We start from the raw sequence: 13,935 nt of genomic DNA, 5'->3' as shown, positions 1-13,935 counted from the left end.
CATGTCTGAATTTAATAATGTTACTGTAGTGAAAGCTGCAAATGTCTACTTCGATGGAAAAGTTACAAGCCGCGCCGTAATCTTCGCTGATGGCACAAAGAAAACTCTTGGTTACATGAATGCTGGTGATTACGAATTTGGCACTGAAAAAGCTGAAATCATGGAAGCACTTGGCGGTAAAGCTGTCGTTTTACTTCCTGGTTCTGACGATTGGCAAACTTTTGAAGCTGGCAGCTCATTTAATGTACCTGCAAACTCGAGCTTCAAACTCAAAATCGAAGAAGGTTTCGATTACTGCTGTTCTTACTTAGACTAAGTTAGCGCTTCTTAAACCCGACTGCATAGTCGGGTTTCTTTTTGCCTTCATCTGATGACTCAACTCCCCATACATGCCGTTGCCAATGACTTGATTAACACTCTCGTCAAAGATAAGCTCATGCTTCTATCCGCGCCTACTGGTTCGGGTAAATCGACTTGTGTCCCAGGCATCTTACTCGACTCAGGAAAAATGCAGGGTAAAATCATTGTCCTACAGCCACGTCGTGCCGCTGCCAAATTCCTCGCACATCATACTGCACACTTACGCTCTGAAATACTTGGAGAAGAAGTCGGCTATAGTATTCGTCACGATACCAAAGTGGGAGCGCATACGCAAATTATTTTCATGACGGATGGACTCTTTTTACAGCAACTGAAGAACAATCCACAACTCAATGGTATTGCCGCCGTACTCTTTGATGAATTCCATGAACGTCGGTGGCAAATGGATTTGGCTTTTGCCATGTGCCAAAAAATTCAATCACAGCAAAAACAACTGCACCTCATGCTCATGAGTGCTACACTCGATGTGGACAAGTTACAAAAGAAACTGAATTGCCCTCTCATCACCACTGATGTGCGTCATTTCCCTGTAGATATCGATTACCTCATACCCGATCGCCAAAAGAAAATTTGGGAAGTCGCTGCGCATGCCGCAAAAAAAATAATGAGTCAAACTGATGGGAGCTTACTGATTTTCATGCCAGGTAAATACGAGATCACCAAAACAGTCAATGAACTCAATAAAAAATTAAAAGCTCCAGTTTTTGCCCTCCATGGACAACTAAACCCCAAAGAACAAGATCGTATAATAGAAAATACGGGGCAACAAAAAATCATTGTTTCAACAAATATTGCCGAAACCTCACTCACGATCCCAAATATCACTGCGGTTATTGACTCTGGACTCGTTCGCCAGAGTGCTTATGATCCTCAGCGTCAAATCAATACACTTTACACAAAGGGCATTTCACAATCCAGTGCGGATCAACGCAGTGGTCGTGCCGGTCGTACTTCTGCGGGAACTTGTTTACGCCTTTGGTCAAAATCCGAACAAAGCCGTAAACCTGAACACTTTGAACCTGAAATATTGCGCTGTGATCCCTCCGAGCTACTCTTGCAATGCTTAGCCCAAGGTTACCACGACTTAAGTCAATTAAATTTAATTGATACACCACAAGATATTGAAGAAGCTTGGACACTCTTGGGTGAATTAGGTTTTATCAATAATCAAAGAAGACTTAGTGCTGCAGGACTTCACGCGGCTAAAATGCCCTGCTCTCCTCGTTTAGCTGCCTTACTTTACTATGGCACACAAGCTGATCAAATGGATAAAGCCTGCACTTATGCGGCCCTCATTTCTGAACCGTCCATTATCCTAAATCGCAACAAAAAGAAATTGATCGACTTAGTTCCTGGACAAGGAGTCAATTTTACTTCTGATCTTGACCTCATGAATGAGCTCCTCTATACCGCCAAATCATTGAAATTTGCGCCTCAAGATTGCGACAAATATTCACTAAACGCCAATAATTGTCGATCTGTTGATTTAGCTCGCATGCAATTCCTTCGCCTATGTGAAAGACTTCCCAGACTCAAAGATTTTAATGATATGCACCCCCATTGTTGCCTGCTTCGAGCCTTCCCCGATCACCTAGCAAAACGGCGTGATACTAGTTCACTTCAGGTCACCCTTGGCAATAAACAAAAAGGCGAAATTGATCGACTAAGTTCGCAAAAAAAAGCCGACTTAATCCTAGCCACTAATGTTGCGGACATCGCAAGCGGACTCGGAGCTAAAACTAAGCTTTCGCAACTGACTGAAATAAGTCTGGAATTACTAGAGCACACTTTTCCTGGTGAACTACAAAAGCAGCAAAAAGTCGTCTGGGATCCTAGTTCAAAATCTGTACGCAAAGCAGAGCAAGTTAAATTCCGTGAACTTATCATTGAAGAAAAAATCAGCGTATGTGAAGCTTCGGCAGAAACAGAACAAGTCTTAGCGGCAAAAATAGTCGATGGTAGTCTCCGTCTCAATAAATGGAATGAAAAAGTTGACCTCTGGTTGGCGCGCGTCAGGAAATGTGCCGAACTTTACCCTGAAAAAGAACTCATTACTTATTCTGAGCAAGATTTAGAGATCGTTTATATGGAAATGTGTTCTGGCTTAACTAAAGCCTGTGAAATACGAGATTTGGATTGTTTAAGCTATCTAAAAAATTTACTTTCCTGGGATGAACAATGCTTTGTTGATGAAGCCATGCCCGAGTCCATCCAGCTCAGTGATGGCAAAAAATTACGTATTTTTTATGAACCTGGAAAAGAAATTTATACACGCGCGTTCATTCAACAGCTTTTTGACTTAAAAAAGACTCCATTGATCGGCCCTGCACGCATTCCACTGACTTTTGAGATATTAGCACCCAATCATCGCCCTATTCAGGTAACTAAAAACCTTGAAAACTTTTGGTCAGGGTTATATCCTGAGATAAAGCCTGCTTTATCAAGACGCTATTACAAACACAAATGGATCTAATGAAAACCTTATTTGTCAATATTGGAAATACTCACTCTGAGCTCGCTTGGGATAATCTTGTAAATGTTGAAATTGTCAAAACAGCTGACATCATGAAAGAACTGGGTGAACGTGAAAATGATGTTGACCGCTTAGTAGTTGCCTCTGTTGTCCCCAAAGTTACAGGTCAATTGTGTGTGCGTTTCGGACAGAAACTCATCCTCCTAAATGCGGAGCTCGCAAAATCTATTAAATTTGCCGATGTGGATCATTTTTCTATTGGTGCGGATCGCATTGCTAATGCTCTAGCAGCAAAGAAACACTACAGCACACCGGTAATGGTGGTAGATTGTGGGACTTGCGTGACCACTGAGTTGATTGATAAAAGTAATCAATTCCAAGGTGGCAACATCCTTCCTGGCCGCCTTCTACAAAGAAAGATCTTAACTTCTGCAACAGGCCAGTTACCCTTAGCTCCCTTGAGTTCTACTTTAGCTAAAAGCCCTGGACGCCACACAATGGAAGCTATTCAGAGTGGTGTGGACATGGGATTAATCGGTGCCATTGAAAAACTCATTGAACACAACAGTAAAAACTACCCTGATATCACAATCGTTTTCACTGGAGGCGATGCTAAATTCTTCAAGAAATACTTTCCAGAAACTGAATTAGCTCCGGCTCATTTCACCCTCAGTGGTCTATTAGAATTAGTTAAATAAAGTAATAACTACTTATATTTTGCATAGGCTTGACGCTCACCTAAGTCAACTGGATGATATGAATCTAAGCCTAAACTCGCCATTGCTCCTGCTTTAGCGATATCTACAAAACCATCATCCCCAAAGATCTCATCATCTATTTCAACAAATTTTACTTGACCTATAATGAGTTCCGTTTTATTGATCTCTAGATGTTGAATTTCTTTCATTTCCATAGCTATTTTCAAACTACTTTGAAGAACAAAAGGCGCTAGAAAACCTGGCTTATATTCCGCTTCAATTCCCGCACCTAAGAACTCTGACTCGTCTTGAGGGTAGCGGGCTGAACATTGATGAGCTGATTTGTAAAATGATTCATCTACCAAGTTTATGGTATATTCACCTGTCTCAATAATATTTTCTAGCGTGTCACGGACCACCGTATGGGGTCGACTTATCATTCCGATTAATGGTGGGTTCGCTCCCAAGTGAAATATTGAACTAAAAAGCGCTAAATTATCTTGTCCTGATTTACTTTGAGTCCCGATTAACATGGGACTCTTGTAACCCGACAAGCAATTGACTAAACAAGTTCTTTGACGCTTGTCCATTTTTTCTATATGTTCTAAATCTAAAATCATTCCGAACTCATAATTTATTTAGAAGACCCAATTTCTCAGGCCTTTCTAAGTAAGATTGTTCAAGTAAATACTCTTGTTCATATTTCCTAGTGTAATGAGATATCCTAGTAATGGGAACAACTAAAGGTATATAACCCAAGCGGTACTGTTCAATCATTTTCACGGTTTCTTCTTTATCAAATGAATCAAGGTTCTTTTTAAAGTAGCCGAGCAGGTGATATAACACATTGGCATGCTGCAAACGTTTGGGCGGTTTAGACATGTACTCCATAAATGTTGTCAAATAGTGCTCTGCCATTACTTCTATACTCAAGTCGCCTTTGTGTGCGATATAATTGCCTAACTCAGTAACGGCTTCGTGACTATGAGCCATTAGGGCATACTTGTGACGACGGTGGAATTTGTGTAAACCTCCATGCGATAGACCTTTTTTGAGCATTTCTTGCCAGTCATTGAGTGCAAAGGCACGAAAAATAAAATTCTCAAAAAGTGGTGCGTCATTCAAACGACCATCTTCTTCTATCGGAAGCCAAGGAAAGTTTTCTTGAACTTGCTTCGCGTACATACCAGAAGTTTTCTCTATGAGCGGGTGACCTTCATCACTGTAAATTTTTACTCGATACGCGCCACAAGAAGGTGAGCCCTTCTTAAAGATGAAACCACAAAGGTTTAAGTTTTTTAGCCTTTCCATATCCTGCTTGGCAAAAGCTTCCATTTTTTCGGTATAATCACCATCGCCTTTAGTTTCTTGTAGACGGATTTTTTCGTGTTGCACCAATCTAATCGTCGGTCTTGGTGTACCTAGACCTATTGCCATCTCCGGACAAACTTTTACATAATCAAAAAACTCATTGAGCTGATCCATCACTAACTTATCTCGACAACCCTGACCGTTATAGCGTACCTCATCACCTGATAAACAAGCGGATAAGCCAATTTTAATTTTCTCTTGCATTTACTAAAGCCCTCTTTTTAATTTCTTTAATCATTCCGCCAAAAACATAGGCATGAAGTGGTACAACTACGTGCCAGTACAAAACTCCAAAAAAACCTAAAGGATCAAAAATTGCTGTTTGTCTTATCTCACAACTATTTTCGTCTATAGGATTAACTTCAAATTTTAACCAAGCTCTTCCTGGCAATTTCATTTCTGCCTCTAATAACAAAACCTCATTCTCCTTGTAAAGATCCACTCTCCAAAAGTCTAAGACATCTCCCTCATGAAGTTTTTGTGGATCTCGTCGACCTCTACGAACCCCTGGCCCTCCAAATAGTAAATCAATGAAACCACGCAAAGACCAAAGCCAATTCCCACAGTACCATCCACTATCTCCGCCAATTGTTTGAATGGGATAAAACGCTTGTTTCGCAGAGCAATTTACTTTGAGTGTTCTAGAATCTACCAAGCGGTTACCAAAGTGAACCCCTTTCCAATCAATCTTTTTTATTCCTGCGGCTGCCATGGCATCATTCCAACGAGTGTGTACATAACCCTCATCTTCATTTTTCTGAATTAATGAGAGCGCTTCATCTACTCCTATACAATTAAATGGAAATAAATCTTTGGAGACCGGCTCAGCCACCATACTATCATGTTTAACACTATCAATAATTTTACGTCCTACACGAGAATAAAGAGGTGTAACTAGCCCCAACCACAAGCTAGATAAGCGTGGAGTCAAAATTGGCACTGGAATCATGTAGCGTTTCAAAGACCTAAGCTTGGCATAACTTTTCATAAGATCGCCGTAAGTCGTAATATCTCTTCCTCCAATTTCAAATATATGGCTCCCAGATAAGTTTAAGTCGACAGCAGATTTTAAATACTTTATTAGGTCACCTATATAAATAGCCTGACAATGCTTTCTCACCCAAGCCGGACATACCATGATAGGTAGATGTTCGACCAAGGCTCGTATCATTTCAAATGATAAGCTTCCTGCTCCAAGAACTACAGAAGCACGAAATTCAAAAACTTGAACACCATCTGATTTTAACAAGCGCCCCACTTCTGCTCGGCTTTTCATATGTTTAGACATTTTCGAATCTGCCTCAACCAACCCTCCCAAATAAATAATTCTCTTCACACCGCATTTATTTGCCGCTTTTGAAAAATTTAAAGCATTGATTTTATCTTCTTTTTCGAAGTCCCCATCACTTCCCATGGCATGAATCAAATAGAAAATGACATCTATCCCCTCACATGCCCTCACCACATCTTCTGAATTTGCCGCATCACCATATGTAAAGTTTACATTTGAGTATTGGCTCTCTAAGTAGTCTCGTTTCGACCTAAGTAAGCAAGTGATTTCATGCTCTTTATAGAGAGACATTAATAATTGCCCTCCTATGTAACCACTTGCTCCGGTAATCAATATTTTCATTTTTCTGAAACTCACTTTTAATACAACAACTCAATATGAACGTTTTGAACGTTTTTTAAAATGTTATGTAGAAAATCTTTTAAAATTTTTTATTGGGATATATAAACAACATATTAAGTCATGAGCCTAATTACCATCATTTCGTCAAGCTTAATTGCTTATTGTTTAGCAAGAGGAACTTATTCTAAAAAAAAGTCTCAACTAACAAGACAAAATGCCTTCCACAAAAACATAACTCTTTTTACTCTCTTCATCTGCATCGCTGTACTTGGATTTACATTACGAGTTCTCTCTTTAAATTACTCCTATGCCTATCAACTACCTATCATCCCACAAGCTTTTGCAATTGAGTTCTTTCTCTTTGGTTTAAATAGCTTAGTCGTTTTTTCTTCAAGTTTGCTACTTTTTATTACATTAGCAGAGAAACGTGATCGCCTAAGTACAATTCTCGCCATTCTATTCATCTATCTAAGCCTAAATACTATTTACTTGTATCACACGAGAAGTCCTGTCATTAAGGACCTCAAACGAGATGGGATCATTTTACAAAGCGACCCCATGAGTTGCGCAGCAGCTTCATTAGCTAACATAAGTCATTATTTTCAGGGTAATCTAAGTGAACAAGATTGTGCTCGCGCTATTCGCACCAGTGTACAGGGAAGTTCTCCTGCACAAATTGTCATGGGCGCTAAGGCCTTGGGTTTCTATGCTCAAATCATACATCGACAAGATATTAAAGATTTAGTTTTCCCATCTATACTTTTTGTAGACGCGCCTCTAGGCAAAGAAAAACACGCCCTAGTCATTGCGAATAAACACGAACATCACTATGAAATTTGGGACCCTGACAAAGGTAGAGTTTATTGGACGCATGACTACTTACAATCACGCTGGCACGGCAATGGCATATCCATCATTCCAAAACAATTATAACTGAAAATTTCAATCTAATGATATATTAATTATAGAGCTTACGTACTGAAGATGAAAATCATCAATTTTAACCATGAGTCTACAATGAAAAAGTTTTCCTTAATTGAACTGTTAGTTGTCGTTGCCATCATAGCTATCTTATCTTCATTACTGTTACCTTCACTTAGCAAAGCAAGAAAGACAGCTAAATTGACACAATGCCTTAGCACTGTTCGTCAAATGACTATATCCACACATATGTATGCGGATGACAATGATCGCTACTATCCTGCCGCCTACGCAAATTATGGTTGGGATGACCTCATAGCCTCCTACTACGGTTTAGCTTGGACAGATCAAGAAAAATCTGCCAATGGGATGAGCAGTACTAATTATAATTACAGTAGACTCCTATGTCCCTCGGATACTGTCGCTTCTGAATCCGCTAACAAATTTCGTAAATCTTACGTTATTAATGATTATAAATCATCGGGCAATTGGAACGTAGGAATAAGTGGGCGTGAAAAGACAGGCAGTAATAATCCTGCTCAAGATAGAATAGCTGAATCGATCAAAACAACTAGTATCAGCAATCCCAGTCGCACTATTGTTCTAGGAGAACATTGGAATAAATGGAACTTAGCAGGAAGTGGTGGGGATCAATCGCATGGAACAACGGGCTATTTTTACAGAGAGTACATATTCAACCCAGGTACTGTAGCCGCAGATAAAGTCTCTAACCATTTTGGTAAAGGCATCAGTAACTTTAGCTTTGCTGATGGGAGTGCAAAAAAGATGAACTCTTACCAAGTTCTTGAAGGAACTCCCATTAGCAATACCCTCAGTAACTTTCGAGGCTCATGGTTTGATAGCCAGCAATAATCAAATTAATGTTTTTTTTGAGATTTATTTTTTGGCTTAGCCTTTTTCTCCAAACGCTTTTGCGTAGAACGCAAACCCTGCTTTCTATAGTTACCGATAGAATTTTCCATCGTAAGCATTTTGGCGTGGAGTTCTTTTGTTTTTTCTGGTAGAGATTGACTTAAATCATTTTTTTCACCGATGTCACTTTCTAAATCATAGAGTTCTATTGATTCTTCATCAAACCATTCAATGATTTTATATTTGCCCTCAGTGTAAGCCATTCCTCTTGTGTCTCCTGTACTATCAGGGCGTGCAGTGTGCGAGTACCAAAACATTCCATTGCGTTGGTACTGCTCTCCATTTAAAGCCTTTAAATAACTTCTACCATCCACGTGTTGCTCGGGTTTCAATTCAAGACCTGCCATTTCTAGCATAGTAGGATAATGATCTGTACCAACAGTCTGCACTTTAGTAAGTGAACCTGCCTTCACTTTCCCTGGCCATTTAACTATATGAGGAACGCGAATACCACCTTCATACACCCAACCTTTCCCTTGGCGATAAGGTGCATTCGTAGTTGCTAAGGTACGTTTGTTATTGAGGCCACGTGAGGATAAACCACCGTGATCGGCTGAAAGAATAATAACTGTCTTATCATCAATTTTCAGGTCTTCGAGAGTCTGCATTATTTTTCCAAGGCTCGTATCAACAGATTCAATTAAGGCTGCATAATGCGGGTTATTTTGAACTGTTTTATAAACCCCAGTTTTATCTGTACGTAAATCAGCATCATCACTTTTACCGCCTTCCTCAAGCCCCATCACCTTAAGTTTTTTACGATATTTCTCGACTAAATCAGGTCTTCCTTCCAAAGGAGTATGTACAGCGTAATGTGCCATAACGAGCAAAAAGGGCTCTTCAGATTTTGAACGAATAAAATCACAAGCTTCATCACGTAACACATCAGTCAAATAATCACCCTCTTTGCCCTTTACTGGATTCTCGACACTATGTCCCTTCTCTACTGGAAATGGGTAAAAGAAACTTTTCGTTGCTCCCGCATGCCCCGTATGCACTATATGATCAAATCCTTGTTTACCCGGATCCTGTCCTTTGTGACCTAAGTGCCATTTGCCTATATAAGAGGTTGCGTACCCAGCTTCTTTTAAAGCTTCACCAAAAGTCACTTCCTTAAAGGGCAGATGTTGCTTGGGGTAAGGCTGTACATCAAAACGACTTGGGTATTTCCCTGTAAGCAAGGCTTGCCTAGCAGGTAAACATCGCGGAAATGCTGTATAAGCATTAGAGAACTTCATGCCTTCAGCAGCAAGACGATCCATACTCGGTGTTTCATAAAACTCACTTCCATTACAGGATAGGTCATTGACTCCAAAATCATCGACGTAGAATAAAATAATATTGGGTTTTTCTGTGGCGAAAACAGCTAAAGTAACAAATAATAGGCTTAAAATTTTCATGAGCTATGCGTCATCCTGTATAGTTTTATAATTCTTATGAAAGATCAATAGTAAGACAAGTAAGTATGTTGACAGTAAAAAATAGATTTTTCATAATAATAAAAATACATTTTTATTCAAAATTCATGTCAAATAATACTTGATGTCAGATATTTAAAAACAAACGCAACTTTCGGATGACTCAAGATGAAAAAACTTTTACTCAGCTGCACGCTAATGTGCACCACACTTTTCTCAGCAAACAAACCAAACATACTCTTTATTGCTGTTGACGACTTAAAGCCCGAACTAGGGGCATATGGTAATACACAAGTTAAGAGTCCATCTATTGATAAATTAGCTCAATATTCAACTGTTTTTACTAATGCACATTGTCAATGGGCTGTATGCGGCCCTTCTCGCGCTAGCTTAATGACTGGCCTCTACCCTGAAAGTACTGGTGTTATGGATTTAAAAACATCGATGCGTTCAGTAAATCCAGATGTACTCACTTTGCCCCAACACTTTAAAAACTCTGGCTATTTCACTGCGGCTACAGGAAAAATATATGACCCCCGTTGTGTCGATGGCCGCGTTAAAGATGATGAAGCATCTTGGAGTATCCCATACAAAACTCTTGATTATGGCAAGATTAAATTAAAGGATGGCAAACGTTTTGCCTTAGCACCTGAAATCGCCGATGAAGATTTGACCGATGGACAAATCCTTCTAAACGGCCTTGAGCTCCTAGACCAAGCACAAAAACAAGAAAAGCCGTTTTTTGTAGCGGTTGGATTTAAAAAACCACACTTAGCTTTTGTCGCCCCGAAAAAATACTGGGACCTTTATGATCGTGAAAGTTTAATTCTACCTCAGTTTAGAGAGAAAGCAGAGAATGCCAGTGAATATGGTTGGCACGATAGCAACGAACTACGAAGCTATGATGGCATACCAAAACAAAGGCCAATTCCAATGGAATTACAAAAAGAAGCTTATCATGGTTATCTCGCATGTGTTTCTTATATCGATGCTTTAGTAGGACGCTTACTTCAAGATCTAGAAAAGCGGGATTTAAAAAACAATACTATTGTTGTACTATGGGGTGATCACGGCTTTCATTTAGGTGACCATAACATGTGGGGGAAGCATACTAATTTAGAGCAAGCTACACGTTCACCTCTTATCATTTCAATTCCAGGACAAAAAGCTAAGCAAAGTAATACGCCTGCAGAGCTCATGGATATTTTTCCTACTTTATCTGATGCAGCAGGACTTGAAGTACCTAAAGTTTTACAAGGCAGTAGTCTATTAGCAGTCATTCAAGGCAAAGAAAAACAACATCAAAATGGCGCCATCAGTTTCTTCAAAAGTAAAGGTGCTAAAGGTTATTCATACAGAACCACTCAGTACCGCTATATAGAATGGATTAAATCCAATCAAGTAGAAGCCATCGAACTCTACGATTATCAAAATGATCCGGAAGAAAAGGTAAATCTCGCTAACAATCCCGAATACGCTGAGTTAATCACAGAGCTTAAACAAGAACTTCGCAAAGATGGCGATGGCTGCAAACTCATGTTTAAAGTCAAATAAAATGCCTAAGACACGCCATACAGTTTCTTCTCGAAAACAGAAGCCTTGCAAAAGCTCCAGTATCAACTCAGTCTTTAAATTCACTATAGTTCTTGCTTTAATTGCATTCATCATAACCTATCTCTTATGGGACAGTACACAAAAGATAGATGTCAGCAAGCTAATAATTTCAGAGCTCCCTTATAGTGAAAGCATTAGTAAGAAAGAACTTTTGCCAAAAGAATATAATTCTGTAGCTGGTCTAATTAAGAGGCAAGAAAAAGCACCATGGTTTCAAAAAGTAAAAAAAAGAGTCGAAAATCACCGTAAAGCTGATTTAGTTTTAGTCCTCAAAGACGAAGAAGGGAATAGCATATCCAATACAAAAGTGGATATTGAACTCGAAAGCCATGGCTTCCATCACGGAGGTGTCATGAGCATATGGCAATTTAGCGGAATCCGCAAAAGCTCTAAACCCTACGTAAAGCCTCAACTTTACCAATCAAGATTCCTAGAGCTCTTTAATGCCTCTGGTTTTAATAATGCTTTTAAACCAAAATTGAAAAACGGCCATGCGGAACATCTTCCCAAAGCCATTGAATGGACAAAAAGACACCAAATCCCTTTGCGTGGTCATGCCTTGATTTGGCCAGGAGAAAAACATTTACCCAAGGAGGTTCTCAAAGTCCAATCAAGTAAATCTAAATTACGTCAAGCCTGTAATTCAATGATTCGTTCATGGGTCGAAAAATGGCAATTAAGCGAGTGGGATGTCATTAACGAGCCTCGAACTAACCACATGGTACAGGACACTCTTGGTAAAGAAGAAGAGGTAAAATGGTTTAAATTAGCAAAAAGGGCCTCAAAGGACCCTAATGTTCAACTCTACCTCAATGAGTATCAGATTGTTTCTGGAATTAAAGATTCATTTAAAGACATTTATGAAGCCAATGTTCAAAGCCTATTAGACCAGGGAGCTCCCTTAAATGGTTTAGGTATCCAAAGTCGCTTCAAATTCGATATCAGCCCTGAGCAAATTTATAAAAACCTAGAACGTTTAAGTAAATTTAATTTACCTATAAAAGGTACCGAATTTGAAGTTGTCGACTTAAAAAGAAAATTATCCGAGCAAGAGCGAGCCAAAATAACCTTTCAAGTGGCAAGCACCTATTTCAGTCATCGCTTAGTAAAAGGACTCTATGTATGGACCATTTTCAAATCATCCCATGAAGCCATGGTGAATGGCAAGCCTAGCTGGGGTTATTCTTCTTACATGATAAATGAGGACGGCAGCTTACAGGCCAACGGTTTAGTATGGAAGTACTTATTCAAACACTTATGGACAAGTGACATTGAAGCCAAAAGTAATCAACAAGGACTAGTTAAGTCAAGAGTCTTCAAGGGACGATATAAAATCACCTTCCAGTACAAAGGCAAAGAAATTACACGCACTGTTCAATTAAATAAAAATCGCATCATTGAAATCAAAATATAGGTGTCCATATGAAAAAATTCTTAATACTTATACTTACGTTTAGCTCCCTTCTTCTAGCGGACAAAACTATTAACGCTGACAAAATGACTTACACGATTCGTGGCGCCCAATACAGCCGTGCAATAGAAAGTGGCATGGAATTCAGGCGCTTTCCAATTGAATTTCAAAAGCTAACCTCTCAAAAACTTGGCTTCAATATAAAGAAGGCTGAAACGACTTCTGGAGCAAGTATTTTATTTAAATCCAATAGCCAGAAGATAGTCATAAATTTTAATACTTTGAAGGATTCAGAAAACCGTGGCTCTGATTTTGCCTTGTATGTTGAAGGAAAATTAATCGAAGAATTTTCTTTTCAAAAAAAAGACGTAATCAAAATTGAGTTCACTAATCCCAACCCCGGTAATGAAACAAGTTATGCACTAGTCTTACCTAGTTTTTCTAATCCTATTTTAGAAAACTTTGTCATTGATGACAAAGCCTATATAAAAGCCGATAACTCCAAACAAAAAAAGAAATACTTAGCTATTGGTGATTCTATCTCTCATGGTGTTGGACAAGATTCAAAATCCTACAAAACCTACCCTTTCCTTTTGTCTAAAAAACTTGATTTACAGCTCTACAACCAAGCAGTCGGAGGTGGAAAAATTTCACCTGCGCTTGCGACCACTATGAAAAATTTTAACAATGTTAAGCTTATTACTATTTTGATCGGCTACAATGACCTCAAGTTTCAGGGCAAAACCGTCAATCAATATATTGAAGCCTATGATAATTTCCTTAATCAAACACGCGAAGCTCAGCCCCACACAAAAATCGTCTGCATAAGCTTGCTCTACACTAAAACACAAGAGTCTCCAAAAACTAAAGTAAGCCCTGACGAATATCGCGTTGCTCTCGAGCAATTGATCCAGCAAAAAAGACAAGAAGGCGATAAAAATCTCTTCTTCGTTGCCGGTGACAGCATTACCTCTTCCAAAGACCTACGTCCCGACTCTAGTGACCCCGTCCATTTAGGAATGTATGGTGCTTCTCATCTCGCAAGGGAATTAGCCACCATTATCAAACCCATCCTTAAGTAA

12 protein-coding genes are annotated in these 13,935 nt (G+C 39.2%); 8 read left to right on the top strand and 4 right to left on the bottom strand.

Features of this window, described 5'->3' with window-relative positions:
• Position 1 precedes the first annotated feature (1 nt).
• From ppnP to PQO01_RS06380, 3 genes are read left to right on the top strand one after another with little or no spacing between them, the layout of a single operon-like run.
• On the top strand, positions 2-316 hold the full coding sequence (gene ppnP, locus PQO01_RS06390) for a pyrimidine/purine nucleoside phosphorylase (protein ID WP_007279035.1): 315 nt from the start codon (positions 2-4) through the stop codon (positions 314-316).
• 54 nt (positions 317-370) lie between these two features.
• Positions 371-2,854, top strand: a complete 2,484-nt coding sequence (hrpB, locus tag PQO01_RS06385) for an ATP-dependent helicase HrpB (RefSeq protein WP_274313203.1) — start codon at positions 371-373, stop codon at positions 2,852-2,854.
• Complete coding sequence (locus tag PQO01_RS06380; RefSeq protein ID WP_274313202.1) at positions 2,854-3,552, top strand: type III pantothenate kinase; 699 nt, start codon at positions 2,854-2,856, stop codon at positions 3,550-3,552. The genes hrpB and PQO01_RS06380 overlap by 1 nt, the downstream gene beginning before the upstream one ends.
• A gap of 8 nt (positions 3,553-3,560) precedes the next feature.
• On the opposite strand, the gene PQO01_RS06375 is transcribed toward PQO01_RS06380, so the two are convergent.
• Genes PQO01_RS06375 through PQO01_RS06365 form a run of 3 tightly spaced genes read right to left on the bottom strand, consistent with a single transcriptional unit; the run spans position 3,561 to position 6,556 of the window.
• The gene (locus tag PQO01_RS06375; protein WP_274313201.1) at positions 3,561-4,172 is read right to left on the bottom strand and encodes a flavin reductase family protein; all 612 of its coding nucleotides are present in this window, start codon (positions 4,170-4,172) and stop codon (positions 3,561-3,563) included.
• A gap of 7 nt (positions 4,173-4,179) precedes the next feature.
• Positions 4,180-5,127: a YbgA family protein gene (locus tag PQO01_RS06370; RefSeq protein ID WP_274313200.1), complete on the bottom strand. Its 948-nt coding sequence runs from the start codon at positions 5,125-5,127 to the stop codon at positions 4,180-4,182.
• Positions 5,111-6,556: an SDR family oxidoreductase gene (locus PQO01_RS06365; protein WP_274313199.1), complete on the bottom strand. Its 1,446-nt coding sequence runs from the start codon at positions 6,554-6,556 to the stop codon at positions 5,111-5,113. The genes PQO01_RS06370 and PQO01_RS06365 overlap by 17 nt, the downstream gene beginning before the upstream one ends.
• Positions 6,557-6,676: 120 nt before the next feature.
• On the opposite strand from PQO01_RS06365, the gene PQO01_RS06360 reads away from it, so the two are divergent.
• Both PQO01_RS06360 and PQO01_RS06355 read left to right on the top strand, forming a co-directional pair.
• Complete coding sequence (locus PQO01_RS06360) at positions 6,677-7,489, top strand: cysteine peptidase family C39 domain-containing protein (protein WP_274313198.1); 813 nt, start codon at positions 6,677-6,679, stop codon at positions 7,487-7,489.
• Between the two features lie 84 nt (positions 7,490-7,573).
• A complete protein-coding gene (locus tag PQO01_RS06355; RefSeq protein ID WP_274313197.1) occupies positions 7,574-8,350 on the top strand; it encodes a prepilin-type N-terminal cleavage/methylation domain-containing protein in 777 nt (258 codons plus the stop codon).
• 5 nt (positions 8,351-8,355) lie between these two features.
• On the opposite strand, the gene PQO01_RS06350 is transcribed toward PQO01_RS06355, so the two are convergent.
• Entirely contained in the window at positions 8,356-9,810 is a 1,455-nt protein-coding gene (locus tag PQO01_RS06350) for a sulfatase (RefSeq protein ID WP_274313196.1), read from the bottom strand.
• A 186-nt stretch (positions 9,811-9,996) separates the two neighbouring features.
• On the opposite strand from PQO01_RS06350, the gene PQO01_RS06345 reads away from it, so the two are divergent.
• The 3 genes from PQO01_RS06345 to PQO01_RS06335 are packed head-to-tail and all read left to right on the top strand — an operon-like array spanning position 9,997 to position 13,935.
• Complete coding sequence (locus PQO01_RS06345; protein WP_274313195.1) at positions 9,997-11,382, top strand: sulfatase; 1,386 nt, start codon at positions 9,997-9,999, stop codon at positions 11,380-11,382.
• 1 nt (position 11,383) lies between these two features.
• Entirely contained in the window at positions 11,384-12,856 is a 1,473-nt protein-coding gene (locus tag PQO01_RS06340; RefSeq protein WP_274313194.1) for an endo-1,4-beta-xylanase, read from the top strand.
• An 8-nt stretch (positions 12,857-12,864) separates the two neighbouring features.
• Positions 12,865-13,935 (top strand): SGNH/GDSL hydrolase family protein, encoded by a 1,071-nt coding sequence (locus tag PQO01_RS06335; protein WP_274313193.1) that lies wholly within the window; start codon positions 12,865-12,867, stop codon positions 13,933-13,935.

This window comes from Lentisphaera marina, from assembly GCF_028745505.1.
GTDB classification, from domain to species: Bacteria; Verrucomicrobiota; Lentisphaeria; order Lentisphaerales; family Lentisphaeraceae; genus Lentisphaera; species Lentisphaera marina.
The sequence above is the reverse complement of the archived record's forward strand: the minus strand, read 5'-3'. Positions and strand labels throughout refer to the sequence as shown.

Bases quoted from the DNA above. Each gene is read 5' to 3' on its own strand.
- PQO01_RS06345 (WP_274313195.1), top strand. From the start codon at position 9,997: ATGAAAAAACTTTTACTCAGCTGCACGCTAATGTGCACCACACTTTTC.
- PQO01_RS06375 (WP_274313201.1), bottom strand. From the start codon at position 4,172: ATGATTTTAGATTTAGAACATATAGAAAAAATGGACAAGCGTCAAAGA.
- PQO01_RS06335 (WP_274313193.1), top strand. From the start codon at position 12,865: ATGAAAAAATTCTTAATACTTATACTTACGTTTAGCTCCCTTCTTCTA.
- PQO01_RS06360 (WP_274313198.1), top strand. From the start codon at position 6,677: ATGAGCCTAATTACCATCATTTCGTCAAGCTTAATTGCTTATTGTTTA.
- PQO01_RS06380 (WP_274313202.1), top strand. From the start codon at position 2,854: ATGAAAACCTTATTTGTCAATATTGGAAATACTCACTCTGAGCTCGCT.
- PQO01_RS06355 (WP_274313197.1), top strand. From the start codon at position 7,574: ATGAAAAAGTTTTCCTTAATTGAACTGTTAGTTGTCGTTGCCATCATA.
- PQO01_RS06365 (WP_274313199.1), bottom strand. From the start codon at position 6,556: ATGAAAATATTGATTACCGGAGCAAGTGGTTACATAGGAGGGCAATTA.
- PQO01_RS06340 (WP_274313194.1), top strand. From the start codon at position 11,384: ATGCCTAAGACACGCCATACAGTTTCTTCTCGAAAACAGAAGCCTTGC.
- hrpB (WP_274313203.1), top strand. From the start codon at position 371: ATGACTCAACTCCCCATACATGCCGTTGCCAATGACTTGATTAACACT.
- PQO01_RS06350 (WP_274313196.1), bottom strand. From the start codon at position 9,810: ATGAAAATTTTAAGCCTATTATTTGTTACTTTAGCTGTTTTCGCCACA.
- ppnP (WP_007279035.1), top strand. From the start codon at position 2: ATGTCTGAATTTAATAATGTTACTGTAGTGAAAGCTGCAAATGTCTAC.
- PQO01_RS06370 (WP_274313200.1), bottom strand. From the start codon at position 5,127: ATGCAAGAGAAAATTAAAATTGGCTTATCCGCTTGTTTATCAGGTGAT.